General features: G+C 44.5%; 16 protein-coding genes and 1 other annotated feature. Of the genes, 15 read left to right on the top strand and 1 reads right to left on the bottom strand.

Going from position 1 to position 18,778, the window contains the following annotated elements; all coding sequences use genetic code 11:
* The first annotated feature begins 170 nt into the window (after nucleotides 1-170).
* The gene (locus MKZ16_RS17820) at nucleotides 171-1,883 is read left to right on the top strand and encodes a proline--tRNA ligase (RefSeq protein ID WP_076103933.1); all 1,713 of its coding nucleotides are present in this window, start codon (nucleotides 171-173) and stop codon (nucleotides 1,881-1,883) included.
* Nucleotides 1,884-1,897: 14 nt separating this feature from the next.
* Here MKZ16_RS17820 and MKZ16_RS17815 read toward each other — a convergent pair whose 3' ends face one another.
* Nucleotides 1,898-2,761 carry a pentapeptide repeat-containing protein gene (locus tag MKZ16_RS17815; protein ID WP_036687674.1) on the bottom strand — a complete coding sequence of 288 codons (864 nt, stop codon included), beginning with the start codon at nucleotides 2,759-2,761 and terminating at the stop codon, nucleotides 1,898-1,900.
* A 164-nt stretch (nucleotides 2,762-2,925) separates the two neighbouring features.
* On the opposite strand from MKZ16_RS17815, the gene MKZ16_RS17810 reads away from it, so the two are divergent.
* The 14 genes from MKZ16_RS17810 to MKZ16_RS17745 all read left to right on the top strand — a co-directional run bounded on the left by MKZ16_RS17810 (nucleotide 2,926) and on the right by MKZ16_RS17745 (nucleotide 18,731).
* The gene (locus tag MKZ16_RS17810; RefSeq protein WP_076103974.1) at nucleotides 2,926-5,181 is read left to right on the top strand and encodes a type IA DNA topoisomerase; all 2,256 of its coding nucleotides are present in this window, start codon (nucleotides 2,926-2,928) and stop codon (nucleotides 5,179-5,181) included.
* A gap of 507 nt (nucleotides 5,182-5,688) precedes the next feature.
* Nucleotides 5,689-6,177 carry a YfbM family protein gene (locus MKZ16_RS17805; RefSeq protein ID WP_076103932.1) on the top strand — a complete coding sequence of 163 codons (489 nt, stop codon included), beginning with the start codon at nucleotides 5,689-5,691 and terminating at the stop codon, nucleotides 6,175-6,177.
* Between the two features lie 156 nt (nucleotides 6,178-6,333).
* A complete protein-coding gene (locus MKZ16_RS17800) occupies nucleotides 6,334-6,789 on the top strand; it encodes a DinB family protein (RefSeq protein WP_076103931.1) in 456 nt (151 codons plus the stop codon).
* Nucleotides 6,790-7,315: 526 nt separating this feature from the next.
* Complete coding sequence (locus MKZ16_RS17795) at nucleotides 7,316-8,308, top strand: helix-turn-helix transcriptional regulator (protein WP_038571530.1); 993 nt, start codon at nucleotides 7,316-7,318, stop codon at nucleotides 8,306-8,308.
* Between the two features lie 181 nt (nucleotides 8,309-8,489).
* Nucleotides 8,490-8,724: a binding site (T-box leader), on the top strand.
* Between the two features lie 130 nt (nucleotides 8,725-8,854).
* Nucleotides 8,855-9,721 carry a GNAT family N-acetyltransferase gene (locus MKZ16_RS17790; RefSeq protein ID WP_076103930.1) on the top strand — a complete coding sequence of 289 codons (867 nt, stop codon included), beginning with the start codon at nucleotides 8,855-8,857 and terminating at the stop codon, nucleotides 9,719-9,721.
* A gap of 50 nt (nucleotides 9,722-9,771) precedes the next feature.
* Nucleotides 9,772-9,954, top strand: a complete 183-nt coding sequence (locus MKZ16_RS17785; protein WP_256715430.1) for an HAD hydrolase-like protein — start codon at nucleotides 9,772-9,774, stop codon at nucleotides 9,952-9,954.
* A gap of 134 nt (nucleotides 9,955-10,088) precedes the next feature.
* On the top strand, nucleotides 10,089-10,655 hold the full coding sequence (locus MKZ16_RS17780) for a MarR family transcriptional regulator (RefSeq protein ID WP_036687664.1): 567 nt from the start codon (nucleotides 10,089-10,091) through the stop codon (nucleotides 10,653-10,655).
* A gap of 109 nt (nucleotides 10,656-10,764) precedes the next feature.
* On the top strand, nucleotides 10,765-11,268 hold the full coding sequence (locus MKZ16_RS17775) for a hypothetical protein (protein WP_178420224.1): 504 nt from the start codon (nucleotides 10,765-10,767) through the stop codon (nucleotides 11,266-11,268).
* Nucleotides 11,269-11,270: 2 nt separating this feature from the next.
* Nucleotides 11,271-12,137 carry an SDR family oxidoreductase gene (locus MKZ16_RS17770; RefSeq protein ID WP_076098778.1) on the top strand — a complete coding sequence of 289 codons (867 nt, stop codon included), beginning with the start codon at nucleotides 11,271-11,273 and terminating at the stop codon, nucleotides 12,135-12,137.
* A gap of 541 nt (nucleotides 12,138-12,678) precedes the next feature.
* Nucleotides 12,679-14,820: a peptide ABC transporter substrate-binding protein gene (locus MKZ16_RS17765; RefSeq protein ID WP_052097081.1), complete on the top strand. Its 2,142-nt coding sequence runs from the start codon at nucleotides 12,679-12,681 to the stop codon at nucleotides 14,818-14,820.
* Between the two features lie 75 nt (nucleotides 14,821-14,895).
* A complete protein-coding gene (locus tag MKZ16_RS17760) occupies nucleotides 14,896-15,858 on the top strand; it encodes an ABC transporter permease (RefSeq protein WP_036687660.1) in 963 nt (320 codons plus the stop codon).
* A 36-nt stretch (nucleotides 15,859-15,894) separates the two neighbouring features.
* The gene (locus MKZ16_RS17755) at nucleotides 15,895-16,797 is read left to right on the top strand and encodes an ABC transporter permease (protein WP_080742512.1); all 903 of its coding nucleotides are present in this window, start codon (nucleotides 15,895-15,897) and stop codon (nucleotides 16,795-16,797) included.
* A gap of 1 nt (nucleotide 16,798) precedes the next feature.
* Complete coding sequence (locus MKZ16_RS17750) at nucleotides 16,799-17,785, top strand: ABC transporter ATP-binding protein (RefSeq protein WP_036687658.1); 987 nt, start codon at nucleotides 16,799-16,801, stop codon at nucleotides 17,783-17,785.
* Nucleotides 17,775-18,731, top strand: a complete 957-nt coding sequence (locus tag MKZ16_RS17745; RefSeq protein ID WP_076098781.1) for an ABC transporter ATP-binding protein — start codon at nucleotides 17,775-17,777, stop codon at nucleotides 18,729-18,731. Before MKZ16_RS17750 ends, MKZ16_RS17745 begins: the two co-directional genes overlap by 11 nt.
* The last annotated feature ends 47 nt before the right edge of the window (nucleotides 18,732-18,778 follow it).

Raw genomic sequence — 18,778 nt, 5'->3', positions numbered from 1 at the left:
GTAGCTGCAGCGTACAACCGCTGCCGGAATCGGCCGTTATTCGATCGAGGATCGCCATGTAGACTATGTATGGGCTGGCGGTTAAATAAGGGTGGTATCACGACACATTCGTCCCTGACGAATGTGTCTTTTTGCGTTTAGAGTGTTCATTTTTTAGGGAGGGTACAAATATGCGTCAAAGTAATCTTTTATTAACAACTCTGCGTGAGGCACCTTCAGAGGCGGAGACAAGCAGTCATCAGCTACTGCTGCGTGCGGGATATATTCGCCAATTAGCAGCGGGTGTGTACACTTATTTACCGCTTGGAAGACGTGTTTTACGGAAAATAGAAGCGATTGTGCGGAATGAGATGGATTTCTCTGGGGCTCAGGAGGTATTGATGCCATCTATGCAGCCTGCGGAGCTCTGGAAAGAATCAGGCCGATATGAGGTATACGGTAAGGAGTTGATGACGCTGCGGGATCGTCATGAGCGGGAATTCATACTAGGTCCTACACATGAGGAAGTAGTAACCACACTCGTACGGAATGAGATCAGCTCTTATCGTAAGCTTCCTATTACCGTATATCAGATTCAGACCAAGTTCCGTGATGAACGCCGACCACGTTTTGGACTGCTGAGAGGCAGAGAGTTTTTGATGAAGGATGCTTACTCTTTTGATACAAACATGGAAGGTCTCGATAAATCTTATATCCAAATGTTCGAGGCTTATCACCGGATATTTGAGCGATGTGGATTGAAATTCCGTGCTGTCCATGCGGATTCCGGTGCGATTGGAGGCGAGGGTGGCAGTCATGAATTTATGGCGCTGGCTGAGATTGGGGAGGATACGATTGCTGCATGCTCCGTTTGTGATTATGCGGCCAATCTGGAACAGGCAGAGTCCGTGCGGCCTGCAAAAAATGAAGTTGTCATGCAAGTACCGGAGATAGAGAAGTTCTTCACTCCTGATTTGCGCACAATTGAGCAACTAGAGCAGGAGCTAGATATCCGGCCAGAGCAGATAATTAAAACATTAATCTATGAAGGTGACGGACAGATTTTTGCTGTTCTGGTCCGGGGAGATCATGAAGTCAATGAAATTAAGGTAAGTAAATATTTAGGAATGAATGAGATTAAGCTTGCTGACTACGAGGCAGTGAAATCCTTAGCCGGTGTAGAGAGTGGATTTGTAGGACCTGTGGGTTTAACGCTGACTGTCCTAGTGGATGCAGCAGTAGCAGATATGACCCAAGGGATTACAGGGGCGGGAGAAAAAGATTATCACTTCCGTAACGTAGTACCAGGTAGAGATTTTGCGCTTGAGCATGTGGGGGATCTACGGAATGTAGCAGAAGGTGAAGTTTGTCCGCATTGTTTGGAGGGTGTTTTGCATTTTCATCAAGGGATTGAAGTGGGTCATGTTTTCAAATTAGGTACTAAATACAGTGAAAAGCTAGGCGCTTCTTACTTAGATTCTTCAGGCAAAAGTCAACCTATGATTATGGGCTGTTACGGAATTGGTATCTCACGGCTTTTATCCGCTATTGCTGAACAGCATCATGATGAGGATGGATTAATGTGGCCAGCAGCATTGGCACCTTATCAGGTTCATATCTTGATAATGGCCGTCAAGGATAGTGAGCAGCGGACGGTTGCAGAAGGTCTCTATGATCAACTAACCAATTTTGGCATTGAGACGCTGATCGATGATAGGGATGAACGCGCTGGCGTGAAATTTAAAGATTCAAGCTTGATCGGGATACCTTTATCAATAGTTGTTGGCAAGGAAGCATCTCAGGGAAGAGTAGAGTATCTGGAACGAAACACAGCGGAGAAAGAAGTCTTAGAAATTATGGAAGCTGTGTCTCAGATCAAAAAATTCTATTCACCGCTGATATAAATGATCTTTTTAATCTAATGAGAGTGCCAATGATCAGGGCACAAGAGTGCTGCTGGTAATTTCGTGAGAGTATTGCCTTTTGCCGCATTGATCTGTGCCTGGGTGAGAAAGAGAGCTTCTGCTAAATTAGCACCTCTGAGGTCAGTATCGCGAAAGTCTGCTCCAATAAGGTCTGCACCTCTGAGATCAGCATCCCTAAGGTCTGCGGCTATTAAATAGGCTCCTCTCAAGTTGGCACCTCTAAGATCAGCTCCTTTGAGCTTTGCTCCCATAAGGTCGGCACCTCGACTGAAATTCTTCGTGGATTTTTTTAGTTTACGACGAGCGTCAGTTCTTACAATTTCACTGACCTGCAACAGTAACATATTGATTTTTGCTCGATGAGCGGAAACATCCACCTTTATAAGAGCTTCAGGATTGAGTAAGGTGAGCTGTTCTGTTTCATCGAGAGCTGTTTGCAGCTCAGTATGGATTGTACGGGTTATTTCTAGGTTCAAAGATTCATGTAAATACCAAAGCAGCTCGTGCAAATGCCACATAATCGGAAATACCTCGAACATCTGCTTCGCAGTTTTCGGCTTTTTCCTCCAGTCTTCTCCAGCATAAGTGACTTGAGAAATCTTTTGCCCAGCTCCAAAACAGTCATAGACCGTACAACCACGGTAGCCTAATTCTCTTAGCTCTGTATGTACACCACAGCGAAAGTCCGACTGTAGATTGTGACACGGCTGTCCAGCGTCTTTGTCTCTAGCGAAATCTACGGAAGCAGCAAAAGGTAATGCGGCACAACATAAGCCGAAGCACTGCTCACAATCCGCCTTCAGGGCAGAGAGGCTTCGATCAGAAAAAGGTTCTGTAAATCTGTGATTCTCATACAAGGTTTGTTTCCCTCCGATACATGAATACGCTTATACCAACTTATTTTAAAACAAACGAAAGACTATGAAAAGTCCGGTCGATTAAAAAAAACCGAGGTTAATGTTATAATAGAGTACTGGACCTATTTTGGACTTAAGAACGAGAAGGTAAGGAGCGAATGTTTTTGAAGACACTTATTATTGCGGAGAAACCGGACATGGGGCGGAATATCGCCGCCGCAATAGAACCAAAGGCTAAAAATTACCGTTCCTATCTTGAAGGGGAGCAGTACATTATTACATGGGCAATAGGGCATCTAATAGGATTGGCTGAGCCGGATGCATATGATGTAAAATACAAAAAATGGAATATTAATGATCTTCCCATTATTCCGGACCAATTCAAGCTGGTTCCTAATGCGCGGACCATTGATCAGCTGAAGGTAATCGGAGAGCTGGCTAAACGAAGCGATCTGCTAGTAAATTCTTGTGACGCCGGGCGGGAAGGCCAGCATATATTTTCGCTCATTCAGCGGCATTTGAAGCTTGAACATCCTGTGAAACGGCTGTGGATTTCCGATTTGACACCAGAGACAATCCGCAAAGGATTTCAAGAGCTAAAGGATGGGGCGGAGTACGAGAATCTAACAAAAGCGGCAAAAGCGCGCAGTGAAGCCGATTGGCTAATCGGTATGAACGGATCACGTGCATTTACTACGAAACATAATGTGCTGCTGTCGGTGGGGAGAGTTCAGACCCCAGTACTTGCACTTATTTATGATCGCCAGAAGACGATTGAGGCGTTCTCATCTCTTAAGTTTTTTGAGGTAGAGGGCCATTTTACACAAAATGAAATGACTTATAAAGGTATGTGGCAGGGTGACCGGCTCACTGATGGTGAGAAGGCGGAGGCGCTGGCTGCCAAGGTCAAAGGAAAACCGGGACGAATTGACTCTTATGAGGTTAAGGAAACGAAAGAGTATCCGAATAAACTGTATGATTTGACGCTGTTGCAGCGGGAGGCGAATGGGAAGTACGCTTTTTCCGCTAAAAAAACACTCGATATCGCACAAGCGTTATATGAAAAGCATAAGGTGATATCCTATCCGCGGACAAATTCTAACTATGTTACAGAACAGAATATTCCGGAGATGCATAAGACTTTATCTGCGCTCCAAGGGACGGCTTATGATGAATGGGTGAAAGGCGCGAATCGTAATCTCGTTCATAAAGGAAATAAATTTATCTGCAATCCCTCGAAGGTCGAGGATCACCATGCGATTTTGCCTACATATAGAAAAGCAACAGGGCTTAGTGCGGATGAGGGAAAGCTGTATGATTTGATTGTGCGGCGCTTTTTATCACAGTTCTATCCGGCTGCGGAATATAAAGTGCATACGGTTATGACTGATGTAGAGGACGAAAAGTTCAAAACTACTGTTAAGGAATTATTAAGTCTCGGCTGGAAGGTCATTTACGCGGACCAGAAGAAAGATAAAGCGAAGTCGTCCAAGGGAAAAAACAAGGATGATGAGGAAGACGAAGAGATTGAAGTGAATGAACCGTTCACAATTGCTCCGGCAGATGAAGTGATCTGTAGTGATGCGATTGTTAAAGAGAAGGATACACAGCCGCCAAAACACTATACAGAAGGCACGCTGCTTAGAGCGATGGAAAGTGCCGGAAAACAGATTGAGGACGAAGAGCTTCGGGATGCTATGAAGGATTCAGGGTTAGGCACTCCAGCCACACGTGCTGCAACCATTGAACGGCTTAAGAATGTCGGATACATTGAAATGCAAGGTAAAAAAATCGCCATCACGCAAAAAGGACGAACGGCTATTGAACTGATACGTGGAGCGGGCATCGAGCTGTTGACTTCACCTGAAATGACCGGCCAGTGGGAACGTCGCTTGAACGAGATATCCAGAGGAACGGCGTCGGACGGACAATTTATGGAGAATGTAAAAAGATTTGCCTGCATGATCGTGGACAAGGTTCGTGTGCAGTCTCGGGCGTCCAAAACTTCTTTTGAAGGGGAAACTCCTTCTGTGAATACAGGGGCTAAAGGTCGGAGTGGTGGAGGTACATCTCGTAAAACCAGCGATAAACCTGCCGCGCCAAGAAAACGTAAACCAGCTAATGAAGAGGAATCAGCAAATTCCGGTCCGAAAATTATCGGAAACTGCCCGCGTCCTGGCTGTGGCGGGATGATTTTTATGGGTAAAAAAGGCTACGGCTGCTCTCATTACAAAGAAGGCTGCAAGTTCGTGATCTGGAAAGAAAACCACGGACGTACCCTTACAGATACTCAAGTAAAGGCATTGATAGAAAAAGGCCGTACGGGAAAGCTGAAGCTTACGAGCGAAGACGGAACCCCGCTGGAAGGCAAACTTGTGCTCAATAATATGGATACGGGTCAATTAACAGTGGAGTCATAGTCTAACTGGAAGCTTGAATGGATCATGGATGATTACAGCGAATTTGCACGTACAAAGCCGCTATCGGACACAGTTGATCTTAAGCGCGGGAATACATCCTTTTTGGACTGCTATCGGACCCCATAGTCGTTATGGGCGTAAAGGGCTATAGATGCACCGCTTGCGGGAGAATACAGCACTGGAGTCCGCAAACTTGCTCCAACGGCTATAAATTCGCCAATAGCGTCAGCTGGGTCCATAGTCATGACTATTAGTCGGACTCGCCGTATAGAGGATATGGTTTCAGTGTCGGCTGTGGGTGACCATATCTTTTACACATAAAATTAATTAGTTAAAGAGTGTAGGACGCACCTATTTTAAACGGGATGTAGTAACTTGTGTGCACAAGATATTATGATTACGTAGGGGGCTGATCTTCACTCTTTTTTTATCCTACGGGATAAATTCAAAGGTTACATTTTGATAGGGCAGTATAGTCACTACTAGAATGGAAGGAAGGATGACATCATGGGAATGCGTGGATATTACTTCGCAATGGATGACAACCTAGTGCAGCAAATTATTGCAGGCGACATTGCATTGAAGAGCTTGAAAATAGATGATTATCCCGGACTGGACATTGATAGATCCTGGGAGGCGATTCACTACTTGCTTTGTGGAGCTATTTCCGATGGAGATGCCCCTCTTGGCTATGTTGTTCCGCTGACGTCAGACAAAGGCATCGATTTTGGCTCATTCGGGGCGTTTTCCTTACGCGCTGAGCAAGTTGCAGAAGCGCTTCAGGCTATTTCTGAGCTGGATGAAGCGCAGCTCCGCTTGCGGTATGATTTCCCAGCCATGGTCAAGGAAGAAGTATATCCTCTTGAACCTGATATTGTTTCAGACGAGGATAAGGATGCGTTCTTTGCCTACCTGCTACAGCATTTTAACGATATCCGGCGCTTCTACAGCCAAACTGTAGCCGAGGGCAAAGGTCTCATCTTTTATATTTTCTGATTCTAACCAAAAGGCGATACACGTCTCCTGATTCCAATGAGCGCGATAAAAAAAGAACCTTGGACTGCTGAAGATTATGACGATTAGAGAAATAAATGATCAATGCGGGAAATAGTAGGTTCAAGTAATAGATGAGACGAAGAGGGGGAAATGGAAATGAAGACGATCAAGCGCATGATGGACCACCTGTACTGGGCGGACGCACGAATCTTGGAAGCGCTCGAGGAGAGTGAGATGAAGAACAATGACCTTCTGAAGCTGGTTCGGCATGTCGCGGTTGCGGAACGAGTCTGGCTGTCCCGATTGCAGGGCAAGGGCAGTGCGCAATATTCGTTGTGGGAGGAAGCGGAAGACCTGACGGCGATCCGAACGATGTTCGAAGAAAACGCCGAGCAATATCGTGTGTATATCGAAGGGCTGGAGGAATTTGATTTGGACGTGATGATCGACTATGCGAGCCAGAGCGGAGTCCCGTTCCGAACGTCCGTCCGTGACATCCTGTCGCAGGTCATTTTACATGGGCAATATCACCGGGGACAGATCAACCGGGCACTGCGGATCGAATTGGCAGAGCCTGTCCAAGTCGATTACATCACGTTCGCGAGACTCTAACAGGGCCTAATCATCACCATTACCCGGAATGAGATGGGCATTGAACTTCTCCGAAATGATTTAGTATACTCACGCAGGCTCATGAATTCGTAGGATTTTACCTTTAGCTAAATGTGAGATAAGAAGGAAATTGAGGAGGCGGTGGCTTGGAACAACTGTAAGGGCATGTGATTTTCACTCCCATGTCTCAACGGGTCCGAGCCCTTTTGTTTAATGCCTCCCGATACTCCGTGCTTCTTGTCCATCCTGCGAATGCATGACACGCTTAAGCTGCTTACGGAAATACTTTGACATAACGATAGGGTTATACACCGACCACTAAGTGCAAAGAGGAAATCTGATGAGATTCCGAAATAGTAGGACCAAAACGTTTGAATTGTCATTGAATGATAACGTTGATATTTTCCAGGGCGATTTAAGGAACAAATATATCCTCTCCTCTCTTTTCCGCAAGTAGAATCAAGTAATGCAAATTCCATTACTCTACAATGACTATAGAGTGGTTGAAACGAGGTGAACAGACCATTTGTACGAGTGGCACAAGCAAATCCAAATAATCGTTAATGAAATTGACGAGTGTATTAAGAATCGTAACAGTGAAGCAATAACGCTACGATTTCTTTCTCACAAGTTAGGTTATTCCGAATTTCATACTACGAGAAAATTTAAGGAAATATCGGGAATGCAATTTAGGGATTATCTACGGCATAGAAAATTAGCCTTCGCACTAAAAGAGGTTCGGGATAGTGAAAAGAGCATTTTGGATATTGCTTTTGATTATGGTTTTTCATCACATGAAGCTTTTACCAGGGCTTTCAAGGGAACATATGGTGTAACTCCAAGTGAATACCGGAAAAGGCCTATGCCTGTCGCCCTTCGTACAAAAATAAACTCTTTCGACCGCTACTTTTTCGGATTTGGAGAGATTGGTATGATGAAATCTACAGATGATCTTGACATTTATTTTGTAACCATTCCCACTCACAAATTTTTGCACATTAAAAACTATGAGAGTAATGGGTATTGGGATTTTTGGCAAAAGCAAAGCCTTATTACAGGACAGGACTGCGAAACTATTTGCGGCTTACTCGATAGTATCAAGGGCAAATTGGATGACGATGGTGGGAGTGAATCTAACGGTGGCAGCGGTCAGATTATGGCTTACATTAATGACCCGGATGGCAGACTCTGCGATTGGGGTATTCCACGTACAGAGTGTTTTGGTGTACGTCTTCCTCTTGATTATAAAGGTGAAGTACCTCCACAAATGCTTATGATTGATGTTCTCGAAGCCGAGTATATTGTTTTTGAACATGGGCCATTCAATTATGAACAGGAAAATCGTAGTGTAGAGGAAAAGATGGAAAGGGCAATGGCAGCTTTTAATTTTGCAGACACTGGTTACTGCTTTGATACTTCCCCTGGGAGAATCCATTACGTTTATCACGATCCGGAGCGGTTTTTGAAGTATATCAGGCCAGTAGTGAAGTTGACCTCCAAGCTAATCGAAACAGATTAAGCAGGTGCTATGTGTTGATGAAGAAAATAAGCAGACTGTAGTGTAGTCTCCGCAATCATATAGTCGCATGATTAGTTGGATTATCTGCTTTAGAAGCAATATAAGTTTAGAGATCCCTATTGTTGTTTGAGTTATTGACAGAATATTCCTATTATCTTATATTAAACTTAATTAATAATTACCAAATGCGATGAAGAGGACAATTAGATCTGGAAACGCCGTTCAGAGAACTGCCGGTTGGTGCGAGGCAGCGGATATCCGAATCAAAAAATCACCTCAGAGCTGTCCCCCGAATTATAGTAGATGGGACCGGGATTCTACCGTTACAAAGAAGCATCGTTGTTGGACGATGGCTAAGAGGGCGTTTATTATAAACGTCAATCAGGGTGGTAACGCGGAGCAACTCCGTCCCTAATGGGATGGGGTTTTTTGCGTCTTCATTAATTAATTATTAAATTGGCAGGCGAAAAATCAACAAACTGTAAGAAGAACGATTAGTTCGAAAAATCTGGAAAAACGTTGAGCAGATGAAAGGGTGATATTGCAATGCAATTCAAGTTGTATACGGATGTGCATGAGTTTTACAATGATACCTATGGTATGCTGATGCGTCATGAAGCACAAAATTTGATTCCTCTTGGCAATATCATAATTGGGCATGAAGGAAAAGACAAAACAGACTGGCGTGACCCTGTAAATTGGCTTATGGTAACTATTTCAGATTCTAGGGGCATACAACTTACCGCCATAATGACACCGCCACACAATATTACGCTTTATGCAACAGACAACATAATAAACCCAGAAGCTATAAACTGTCTGATAGATGGGCTGAAAGACCGTGAAATTCCAGGTGTGATGACCGAAAAAACCTTGGCAGAGTATTTTGCCAAAGAATATACCTTGCGCAAGGGAATATCCTTTAAAACAATGATGAGCCAACGTATATATGAACTTACTGCAGTAAATCCAGACATTCAAAAGGTTGGTATCGTTCGATTGGTAGATGAAAAGGATATTCACTTTTTCCCATACTGGGCTGAAGCATTTTATGCAGCGGGGAATTATGGTAAAACAGAAATGTCCATCCCGCAAGATGCAGACCCTTACCTCTACCGAATAGCATCGAAGAAACTCTATATTTTAGAGGACAACGGGATACCCGTATCTATGGCAGGATATACAAGGGAAATGCAGACGGCAATTGGCGTGGCATTTGTTTATACCCCTCCATATGAGCGCGGAAAGGGTTACGCTACTTCAATTGTGGCGCAAATAAGCCAACTTGCATTGGATAAAGGGTTTATTAAGTGCGTCTTATATACGGACTTAGCAAATCCCACATCTAATAGCATCTATCAAAAGATAGGCTATATGCCAATTTGTGATTCGCTTCAGTTAAAATTTGAATAGTAGAATGATGCGGACAGAACTTCTACTACTTTAGAAAATAAGAGCACAATATTCACTATACGACGGCGCGTTTTGGTGATGTAGGTTCAACAGATATGCTTGCAGCTGCAGCTGTAGGTGCCAAAAGAATTCTCGTAGAGACAGGATGGAGTAAGCAGTCTCTGGAAAATTATCGTCACACATGGTATGAGCTAGCATCAACAGATTTTGTTGCAAAGGACCTCTTGAATTGAAGAGCTTGAAGGTCGATTGATCGAGCTTTGGGAGAAATATAGAGTTACAACCAGATCCAACTGTATAACTCCAGGGTTGACGAGTTATAAAAAAATGAGTTGACACAAAAGTAGTTAGGGACCATACTACATATATGAACAACAATAATAAAAAAATAAACGACATTGAGGCTATTCCCTCGCTTGTACAATCCAAGCGTCAGATTGATCGTTATAACCTAGACATAGACGCACAGGCTATACTCGTCGCGTCTAGGCTAATGGCAGCGGGAGCCATGCTTGGACACGCCTCTGAGATTCATTTCTCTAGATTCGGTTTATCAACAGGGCGTTATCGTTTATTGGCAGATCTTGAAGATAACGAAGGAGAAGAGTTGCCTTCGCAATTAGCGGAGCATCTAGGCGTTACACGTGCTACAGTGACTGGTCTTATCGACATTCTTGAACGAGATGGGCTAGTATCTCGGCGATTAAGCTCAGACGATGGCCGTCAGAAATCAGTCGTTTTAACGGAAGAAGGAGCGAAGAAGCTCCGTGAAATGGCTCCTGAGCATTTCGCTCGGTTGGAAGCGATGGTGGGGTTGCTCAACATCGAAGAACGCAGCGTATTTCTCGACTTGCTGGGTCGAGTTACACAGGGCATTTCAGCACTTACGGGCGAATTAGGCTCGAAACCAAAGGGAAACATCAGTAATGAGTAGAATTGGGCTAGTGAAGCTAGCCTTTTTTTACTCTTATATAGTTAGGTGCCTAATTATAATTTACTGAAATCAATCGTTGAACTATTTCAAAGAAGAAGGGAGCAACTAAATGAACCAGATGAAATACCCGAATCAGACAGAAGATGTTTACAGCATCAAGGCTGTTGGTTCCAAGAAAAAGACTTTTGTACTATGGCGTGAAGTTGTAATGGCCTATGCTGCTCCTGCCATTATGGCAGGTATCGGGGGATTGGTTACTGTAGATAGGGGGCTTCAAATAGCGGCGTTGACTACTATTGGCGGTGCATCGGCCTTGATGGCCTTGATGATTGGACTTTTGTTGCACAGCCGAGTGGGCCGTTTGCGATGGGTCATCGGTGCACCTCACTTGATTGTGGTAGGATTATTCGCAATGGCCGGGTCCTCATTTGGGCTATACGCTGCATGGATGACATCTGTTGTAGTAGAAATTATGTATCCGAGTAATCACTTGGCCTGGGTAAATCGTGTCTGGATCGATTTCCCGTTGTCTGGATTCATAGCGAGCACGATAGTGACATGGCGGTGGCGACTTGCTGTCACAACTAATTTTTCATCCAAAAGGAGAAGATAAAAATGATAGTTATTATGGGAGCAACAGGTACGATTGGAAGTGCGCTTTTGGAACGTTTGGTTGATCTTGGTGTACCTGTCAGGGCGCTGAGCAGAGAGCCAGAGAAGTTGCGTGATCAAATCGGAGAGAAAGGCCGATCGACTACTGAGGTCGCAAGGGTAGATGCTTCCGATCCTGAATCGCTGCGACGCGTGTTTACAGGTGCTAGCCAGCTCTTCCTTGCCATGTCCAACAGTCCAAGACAAATCGAATTGGAAACCTCAATCATTCAGATTGCCACCGAATCTGGAATCAAACACATCGTAAAAATATCCAGTCCAGCCTTTGAGCAGAGCTCTCCAGTGGCAGTGGCGGGCTGGCATCAAGTAATTGAGAACACGTTGAGGGAATCGGGTATCACCCATACCGTATTGCGCCCTTATGCGTTCATGCAAAATTTAATGCGCTTTGCACCAACGATCACAACCCAAAATGTTTTCTTCGGCTCTATGGGCGTTTCACCGTGTAACTTTATTGACTGTCGCGATATTGCAGACGTTGCCGCAGAAGCTCTGACCAACGACAAGGTATCAGGCCATATATATACGCTTACTGGTTCGGAGATTTTCAGTTATCCCCAGATCGCGAGTCGACTATCTGCCCTGCTTAATCGGCCGATAAGTTACATCAACATGGAACCTCAAGTACTACTCCGTAATCTTATTGAGCATGGGAATCTGCCTCCTTGGCTCGCGAACCACGTTGTGGAAATTCAAACCATGTCTAGGATGGTGCCAGAAAGTCCAAATGACACTGTGAAGCGTTTGCTCGGCAGAGATCCACGCACACTAGACGCCTTTCTACATGAGTGTGTAGATAATTTCCGGTAGAGGCGGAGTCCACCTATTCTGATTTTGTATCGATAGCAGTATTTTATTCCGATTCCCATATCTCAATGGTTCAGAGTGTATCCCAAAGGTCATAAAATGACTGCTGGGATACACTCTTTTTATTATGTTCTATGGAACTCATAGAACTTGTTCTTCTATAGCGTTTATAACAGCATTACAAGAAATAAGCTAAAATTCGTCAATAAGTTAGTGTTATTTACGAAATAACACTAAAAAAGCTAATAAAATATTAACGAAAAATTCATATTCAACAAATAAGTTATATTAATTATAACGAGTTATGCTAACTAACGTAACATTTTTTCTTGACAATCTTTGTGGAAAATTTTAGAATGTAAGCGATTACTCTTAGTTTTCTAAGTGAAATTCAAAAGAAGACATTCGAAAGTTCACAAACAAACATCTGAGTTTAAATTTAGGGGGGCAAAACATGAGAAGGTGAAGGATAACATCATAGATAACAAAAAATAAAATGTTATTTTTTAGATTCATGACTATGTACGAGGGGGTTCACTTGAGGATGAAAAAAAAGAACGCGTTCTTAGCTCTACTTCTGTCATTTTCTTTGTTATCTGTGACTGCTTGCAGTAATTCCTCTAATAGTGCCAATGAGAACGGTAAAAATGCTGCAGGCAATAGCAATACTTCGGTAAAAGCAACCAGTGATGTGGGTCAAACGGCAGTTAAGAATGAAGGTGCTGCTGATCTTGAAATTAAGGCGGGAAGTTCGGTAACCGTTTTCAATCCAAAGATCCCGACGCTTGATCCTACACAATGGCAAGGACAAATTCTGGTAGGGCAAGGAACTTTGCTCGAAGGGCTTTATGGCTACAATCAGGATAATGAAATCGTTCCGAAAATTGCGACAGGTTATACCGTCTCCGACGACAAAAAAACTTGGACATTTACCCTCCGTAAAGATGCCAAATGGTCTAACGGCGATCCTGTGACCGCCCATGATTTTTATTTTTCTTATATGTATCAATTGGATCCAGCTAACACAACCGCACAACTTTGGCTAAGCGTGCTTAATTTTGTGAAGAACGGATATGCATACCATGCCGGATCTGTAAGTAAAGAAGAAGTTGGTCTAAAAGTAGTTGATGATTACACTCTGGAAATTACGACCACGCTGCCTCACGCGATTCTGGGTGATATGGTTCTTTCCGGGTCGATGCCTATGAATCCTAAAGCGGTCGAAGCGAACCCTGGTAAGTGGTTTGAACCGGGGAATTTTGTGAGCAATGGCCCTTACATGGTTAAATCTTTTACACCAAACGGTGAACTCGTCATGGTGAGCAATCCGAATTATGTAGGTGCAGCTGGCCAGCTTAATCACGGCAATGTAGAGACCATCCATGTTCTTCCGGCAACAACCGTGCCGGTGGAGGATTATATGTCCGGCCATGCGGATGTTGTTCTAATCCAAAGCGCGTCTGATTTACAATACGTGAAGAAAACGGATGAGCTAAAGTCCCAGTTGTATACTGCAGCGACTTATGCGATCAAATATTTGCTCTGGAGCAACCCGACAACGGAATCTCCATATGACAAAAAAGAGGTGCGCCAGGCTATCGCCAAAGCGATCCAACGTAAACCGATCGTAGAATCGGTGCTGAACGGCATGGGCGGGGCGACCAATATCTTTGCTTCACCAGGTTGGCCAACGGAAAAACTGGAGCAAGGACTTCCGGAAGATCTCGAGGCAGCCAAACAATTATTGAAGGATGCCGGTTATGAAGGCGGTAAAGGTCTGCCAACCTTATCGCTGTATGTTGGGGTCAAGCAAGTAGATGCTCAGGGTGAGCAAATCGCTTTGGCGTTAGGTCAATTACTGCAACAAAATCTTGGTATCAAAACAGAGCTAGTTCAGCTCAATGAGGCGCAGTTTAACGCTTATCAGTACAGCGGACCTCAGGGCGATGCAAAACCAGGCTTTATTCTGGCGTCGGGCGCAACAAACTGGAGTGAACCAGGAAGTTTGGACATGGGTGCAACGCAGCAACTATATTCCATAGGAACGCTGGATGCTCCATTAGAAGCTACGAAACAATTCGTGGATTGGACCAAGGAAACTTATTATAAACCGGCCATTAAAAAATATGGAGATCCGGACAATAAGAACGCCGGTGTGGAATGGAGCGACTGGGCAGCATTAGAAAAAGCTGCCAAAGAGGATATCGCCTTTTTGGATAAATGGACAGCAGAGCAACCGGCGGATTGGCAGCCTTATCTGAAACAACCGGGGCTTCCAACGGCCGCTGAACAATGGCAACAGATTGTAGATCTTTGGAAAAATGCTAAAAATAACGATGAAAAACATGCCGCCTTTGTAACCGCTTGGACCTTCGTAGCACCAAACGCGCCAGGTGGCAAGTTGAATCAAAATGCACTTGATGTACAGGTATACTACAACGGTTATCAATCCGATACCTTAAGAGATTTGAGAATGTGGCAAGCGCAATTCGTAAATGCGCTGACCGTCGAAGACGCTGCTCCTATCGCGGCTAAGGTAGTTAATAACCTGCTAGAAGAAGCTTATGCTATTCCGTTGTATTATCAACAGCAATACTTCTTGGTAAAACCCGGCATTACAGGAGTGCAATCAAATCCTTGGGCATGGGGCAACTTCTATGGGCTGCATCTTTTATCTGTAGAATAATCCTAAATGGGTTGAATAATTACCAATCGCGGGCGCCAATTATGGTGCCCGTGAATCGGTAAAGGAGGGTCGAATTTGACCATATTGAAATTTATTTCAAAGCGCATTTTACAAATCATTATCACTTTAATTTTGGTCATTTCAGTCAGCTATACCATGATGTATTATTCACCTGGCGGTTTCATGAATACGAATACCATGGCTACGGCACTGGCTCCGCTGCAAGGGCAAAACCCTGTTCTCTATCAGCAAGTCATGGACCAATTTCAAAGCCGGTATGGTTTAAATTTACCGCTGTGGCAGCAAATCATGAAGTATATATGGCATCAATTAACCTTCGATTTCGGTAATTCGATGCAGAATCCGTCTTTGCAAATTGCGACTCAACTGAAGCAGGCTTTGCCGATCAGTACACTTTTGGCATTTGGTTCTGTTGTTCTTTCGGTAATTATCGGGGTTCCGCTTGGCATTATTGCAGCACTCAAACGTAACACTTGGATCGATTATGTTGTAAGCACCATCTCATTGACGGGTCAGGCCATTCCGGCATTTGTTCTCGCGGTGATTATGGTTTTGTTATTTGGTGTTGTGTTTCAAGGGATTCTGCCTGTAACGGGATGGGGTCACTGGAGGCAAGCAATTTTGCCGATTATTTGTTTATCTGCGGCAAATGTCGGTGTTGTGGCCAGATATATGCGGGGCAGTCTGATCGAAACCATGAGGTCGGATTTTATGCGGACCGCAAAAGCTAAGGGCGTCAAATATTGGCCGATGATTTTTAAGCATGGTGTCAAAAATTCGCTGACAGCGATGATAACCGTCATCGGACCTCAATTTGCTTTTACAGTGATGGGCACGATCTGGGTGGAGCAAATTTTCGCCATTCCAGCGCTTGGTCAGGTGATGCAGACGGCATTTACCAGTTTCGACTATCCGCTCGCCATCACATCTGTATTTCTGCTGGGATCCATGATTATGATTATGAATTTACTTGTTGACATTATTTATGCCTTTATTGATCCGCGTGTCAGATTATAAGCGGCACAGACTATACGAACCTAGGAGGGGGAGCAATTGGCTGGCACAGTTGCAGCAACTCAATCGGATGTAGCTTTGAAGAGAAAAAAGAATCTTCAGAGATCCCAGTTTTATCAAGGTTGGAAGCGATTTAAAAGACATCGTCTTGCCGTTATTGGTTTGGTCTGGGTTGTCCTTTTTTTGATCGCGGGGATTATCGGACCTTGGGTGGCTCCGTATGATTATCGCACGGGAGATTTTTTGGCCATCAATCAAGGGCCGACATGGCAGCATATTTTTGGCACGGATAATGTGGGGCATGACATGTTCAGCCAGATCTTGTTCAGTGTTCGAAGCGCTTTGATTATTGCCTTTGGCGCGACTTTGGTCAGCTTCATCATCGGGATCATATTGGGCTTATGGGCCGGATTGCGCGGCGGAATTGCCGATATGATTATTATGCGTGCTGTGGATTTCATGATGACCTTGCCGGGATTTTTGTTCGCCTTGATATTAGTCATTATGCTGGGACGTGGGTATTTATCTTTGATTCTAGCGATTGGGATTCCGGGCTGGGCGGGGTATGCGCGCTTGATCCGAAGTCTGGTCCTGAGTATGCGGGACGGGGAGATGGTGGAAGCGGCAAGAGCGTTAGGCGCATCTCAGGCGCATATTGCTAGAAGGTATATGTTGCCGAATGTTATCGGCAGTATGGGTGTCTCTCTTGCCTTCGGGATTCCCGGTGATCTCATCCAGATTGCAGGCTTAAGTATTTTTGGCATGGGGCTTCGGCCGCCAATCCCTTCATTTGGGAGTATGATTGCTCAAGCCAGTGAGAATATTCTCGGCTTTCCGTGGCTGCTGTATTTTCCGGCAGGTATCTTTGCAATAACCTTGCTTTCGTTTCTGTTTGTAGCAGACGGTCTCCAGGAAGCATTCAGTCCGAAAGGAGGCAATTAATATGGGTGAACCGCTACTTTCTATTGATGACCTTCATGTGAAGTTCTCCCGCAGTGAAGATGAAGTTTATGCCGTAAACGGCGTTAGTTTTTCAATCAATGAAAATGAATCCTTGGGGATTGTTGGTGAAAGTGGCTCCGGCAAGTCCGTTACATTGATGTCATCAATTGGGCTCATTCGCGAAAATGGAAAAATAACATCGGGGACAGCTCAGTTTAATGGTAAGGACTTACTTAAAATGCGTCCCAAACAATTAGAAGATATTCGTGGACGTGACATCGGCGTTGTTTTTCAAGATCCGATGACCAGTTTGAACCCGATCATGCGTATCGGGGATCAAATAATGGAAGCCATGCTGACGCATCAATATGCAAACCGGAAGGAAGCTTTTGACCGAACCATTCAGCTCTTGCATGAAATGGGGATTCCGGATCCCAAATCACGGTTTAAAAGTTATCCTCACGAATTTTCCGGGGGTATGCGCCAACGTATCATGATTGCTATTGCTTTGGCATGTGAACCGCAATTATTGATTGCCGATGAGCCAACAACCGCGCTTGATGTCACTGTGCAGATGCAGATTCTTGCACTATTGCAGGAATTGCGCAGAAAACATGGGATGAGCGTAGTGATGGTAACGCATGATTTTGGCCTTGCGACCAACTTTTGTGACAAAATCATCGTGATGTACGGGGGCCAAATCATGGAGAAAGCCACTACGGACAAGTTCATAAGTGAGGCGGCGCATCCCTATTCACTTGGATTGAAACGCTCCATTATCGAAGTGGGCCACAAGGGGAAAGAAATAATGCCTATTCCAAAGACGGCAAAGACACTTACACAGACATTGACCGGCTGCCCATTTGCCGATCGTTGCTTCTATACAACTGAGCGGTGTCAGAATGAGGTTCCCAAGCTTCGAGATTTTAGCACCGATCATCAGATCGCCTGCCATCATGCTGAGGAGGTCGCTTCCTATGCCCAATAATCCGCTCTTGCGCGTAGAGAATGTCTCAAAAACTTTTCGGGTACAAGGAAAAAAGCTGCATGCCATCGAGAATGTTTCTTTTACTCTGGAAGCAGGGAAAACATTGGGGCTTGTTGGGGAAAGTGGCTCAGGAAAATCAACCTTGGGGAGAATGGTTTTGCGTCTACTCGAATCTGACAAAGGAAAAATATTTTTTGAGGACGTTGAACTATCAAAGGCAAATAAAGAGAAGCTGCGGGCGATGCGCCGTGATATGCAAATTATTTTCCAGGATCCCAAGGCGAGCCTTAGCCCGAGAATGACGGTAGGAGACGCTATTGAAGATGCAATGGCTATCCACAAAATTGGAACTAAAGTAAGCCGGCATGAGCGTGTGCTCGAACTTCTTGAGCGGGTCGGTTTGCCTTCTGAAGTCCAATACGCTTATCCGCATGAACTGTCAGGTGGACAGTTGCAGCGGGTTGGAATTGCCAGAGCGTTGTCACTGAATCCCAAATTGCTTATTTGTGATGAACCGGTGTCCGCATTGGATGTATCTATTCAGGTTCAAGTCATTCAACTACTAAAGGATTTGCAGAAGGAATTTAACCTGACTTATATCTTTATTTCGCATAATTTGGCAGTAGTGGAGTATTTGAGTGATGATATCGCGGTTCTTTATTTAGGAGAGGTGGTTGAGCAGGCTCCGGCGGATGAATTGTTCAAGAAACCTACGCATCCTTACACGCAGGTTTTGCTAAATTCGATTTTGAAGATTCCGGATAGTGTGGAGCAGAAGCAGCAGATGGTATCGATTCAAGGCGAGGTGCCATCACCGCTCAATCCACCAAGTGGCTGCACTTTTCATCCGCGGTGTTCTTTTGCCTCGGATGTATGTATGGCTGTCAAGCCTGAACGGAAAATCGTGTCAGAAGGCCATAGTGCCGTGTGTCATTTGGTAGAATAAGCAGTGGCTTAATTAAGTAATCAGCAGATGACTTCTGTATATCACAG

Source organism: Paenibacillus sp. FSL R5-0928, from assembly GCF_037970385.1.
Classification (GTDB): domain Bacteria; phylum Bacillota; class Bacilli; order Paenibacillales; family Paenibacillaceae; genus Paenibacillus_AQ; species Paenibacillus_AQ odorifer.
The sequence above is the reverse complement of the archived record's forward strand: the minus strand, read 5'-3'. Positions and strand labels throughout refer to the sequence as shown.

Bases quoted from the DNA above. Each gene is read 5' to 3' on its own strand.
- MKZ16_RS17780 (WP_036687664.1), top strand. From the start codon at position 10,089: ATGAACAACAATAATAAAAAAATAAACGACATTGAGGCTATTCCCTCG.
- MKZ16_RS17750 (WP_036687658.1), top strand. From the start codon at position 16,799: ATGGGTGAACCGCTACTTTCTATTGATGACCTTCATGTGAAGTTCTCC.
- MKZ16_RS17775 (WP_178420224.1), top strand. From the start codon at position 10,765: ATGAACCAGATGAAATACCCGAATCAGACAGAAGATGTTTACAGCATC.
- MKZ16_RS17800 (WP_076103931.1), top strand. From the start codon at position 6,334: ATGAAGACGATCAAGCGCATGATGGACCACCTGTACTGGGCGGACGCA.
- MKZ16_RS17805 (WP_076103932.1), top strand. From the start codon at position 5,689: ATGGGAATGCGTGGATATTACTTCGCAATGGATGACAACCTAGTGCAG.
- MKZ16_RS17745 (WP_076098781.1), top strand. From the start codon at position 17,775: ATGCCCAATAATCCGCTCTTGCGCGTAGAGAATGTCTCAAAAACTTTT.
- MKZ16_RS17765 (WP_052097081.1), top strand. From the start codon at position 12,679: ATGAAAAAAAAGAACGCGTTCTTAGCTCTACTTCTGTCATTTTCTTTG.
- MKZ16_RS17770 (WP_076098778.1), top strand. From the start codon at position 11,271: ATGATAGTTATTATGGGAGCAACAGGTACGATTGGAAGTGCGCTTTTG.
- MKZ16_RS17790 (WP_076103930.1), top strand. From the start codon at position 8,855: ATGCAATTCAAGTTGTATACGGATGTGCATGAGTTTTACAATGATACC.
- MKZ16_RS17820 (WP_076103933.1), top strand. From the start codon at position 171: ATGCGTCAAAGTAATCTTTTATTAACAACTCTGCGTGAGGCACCTTCA.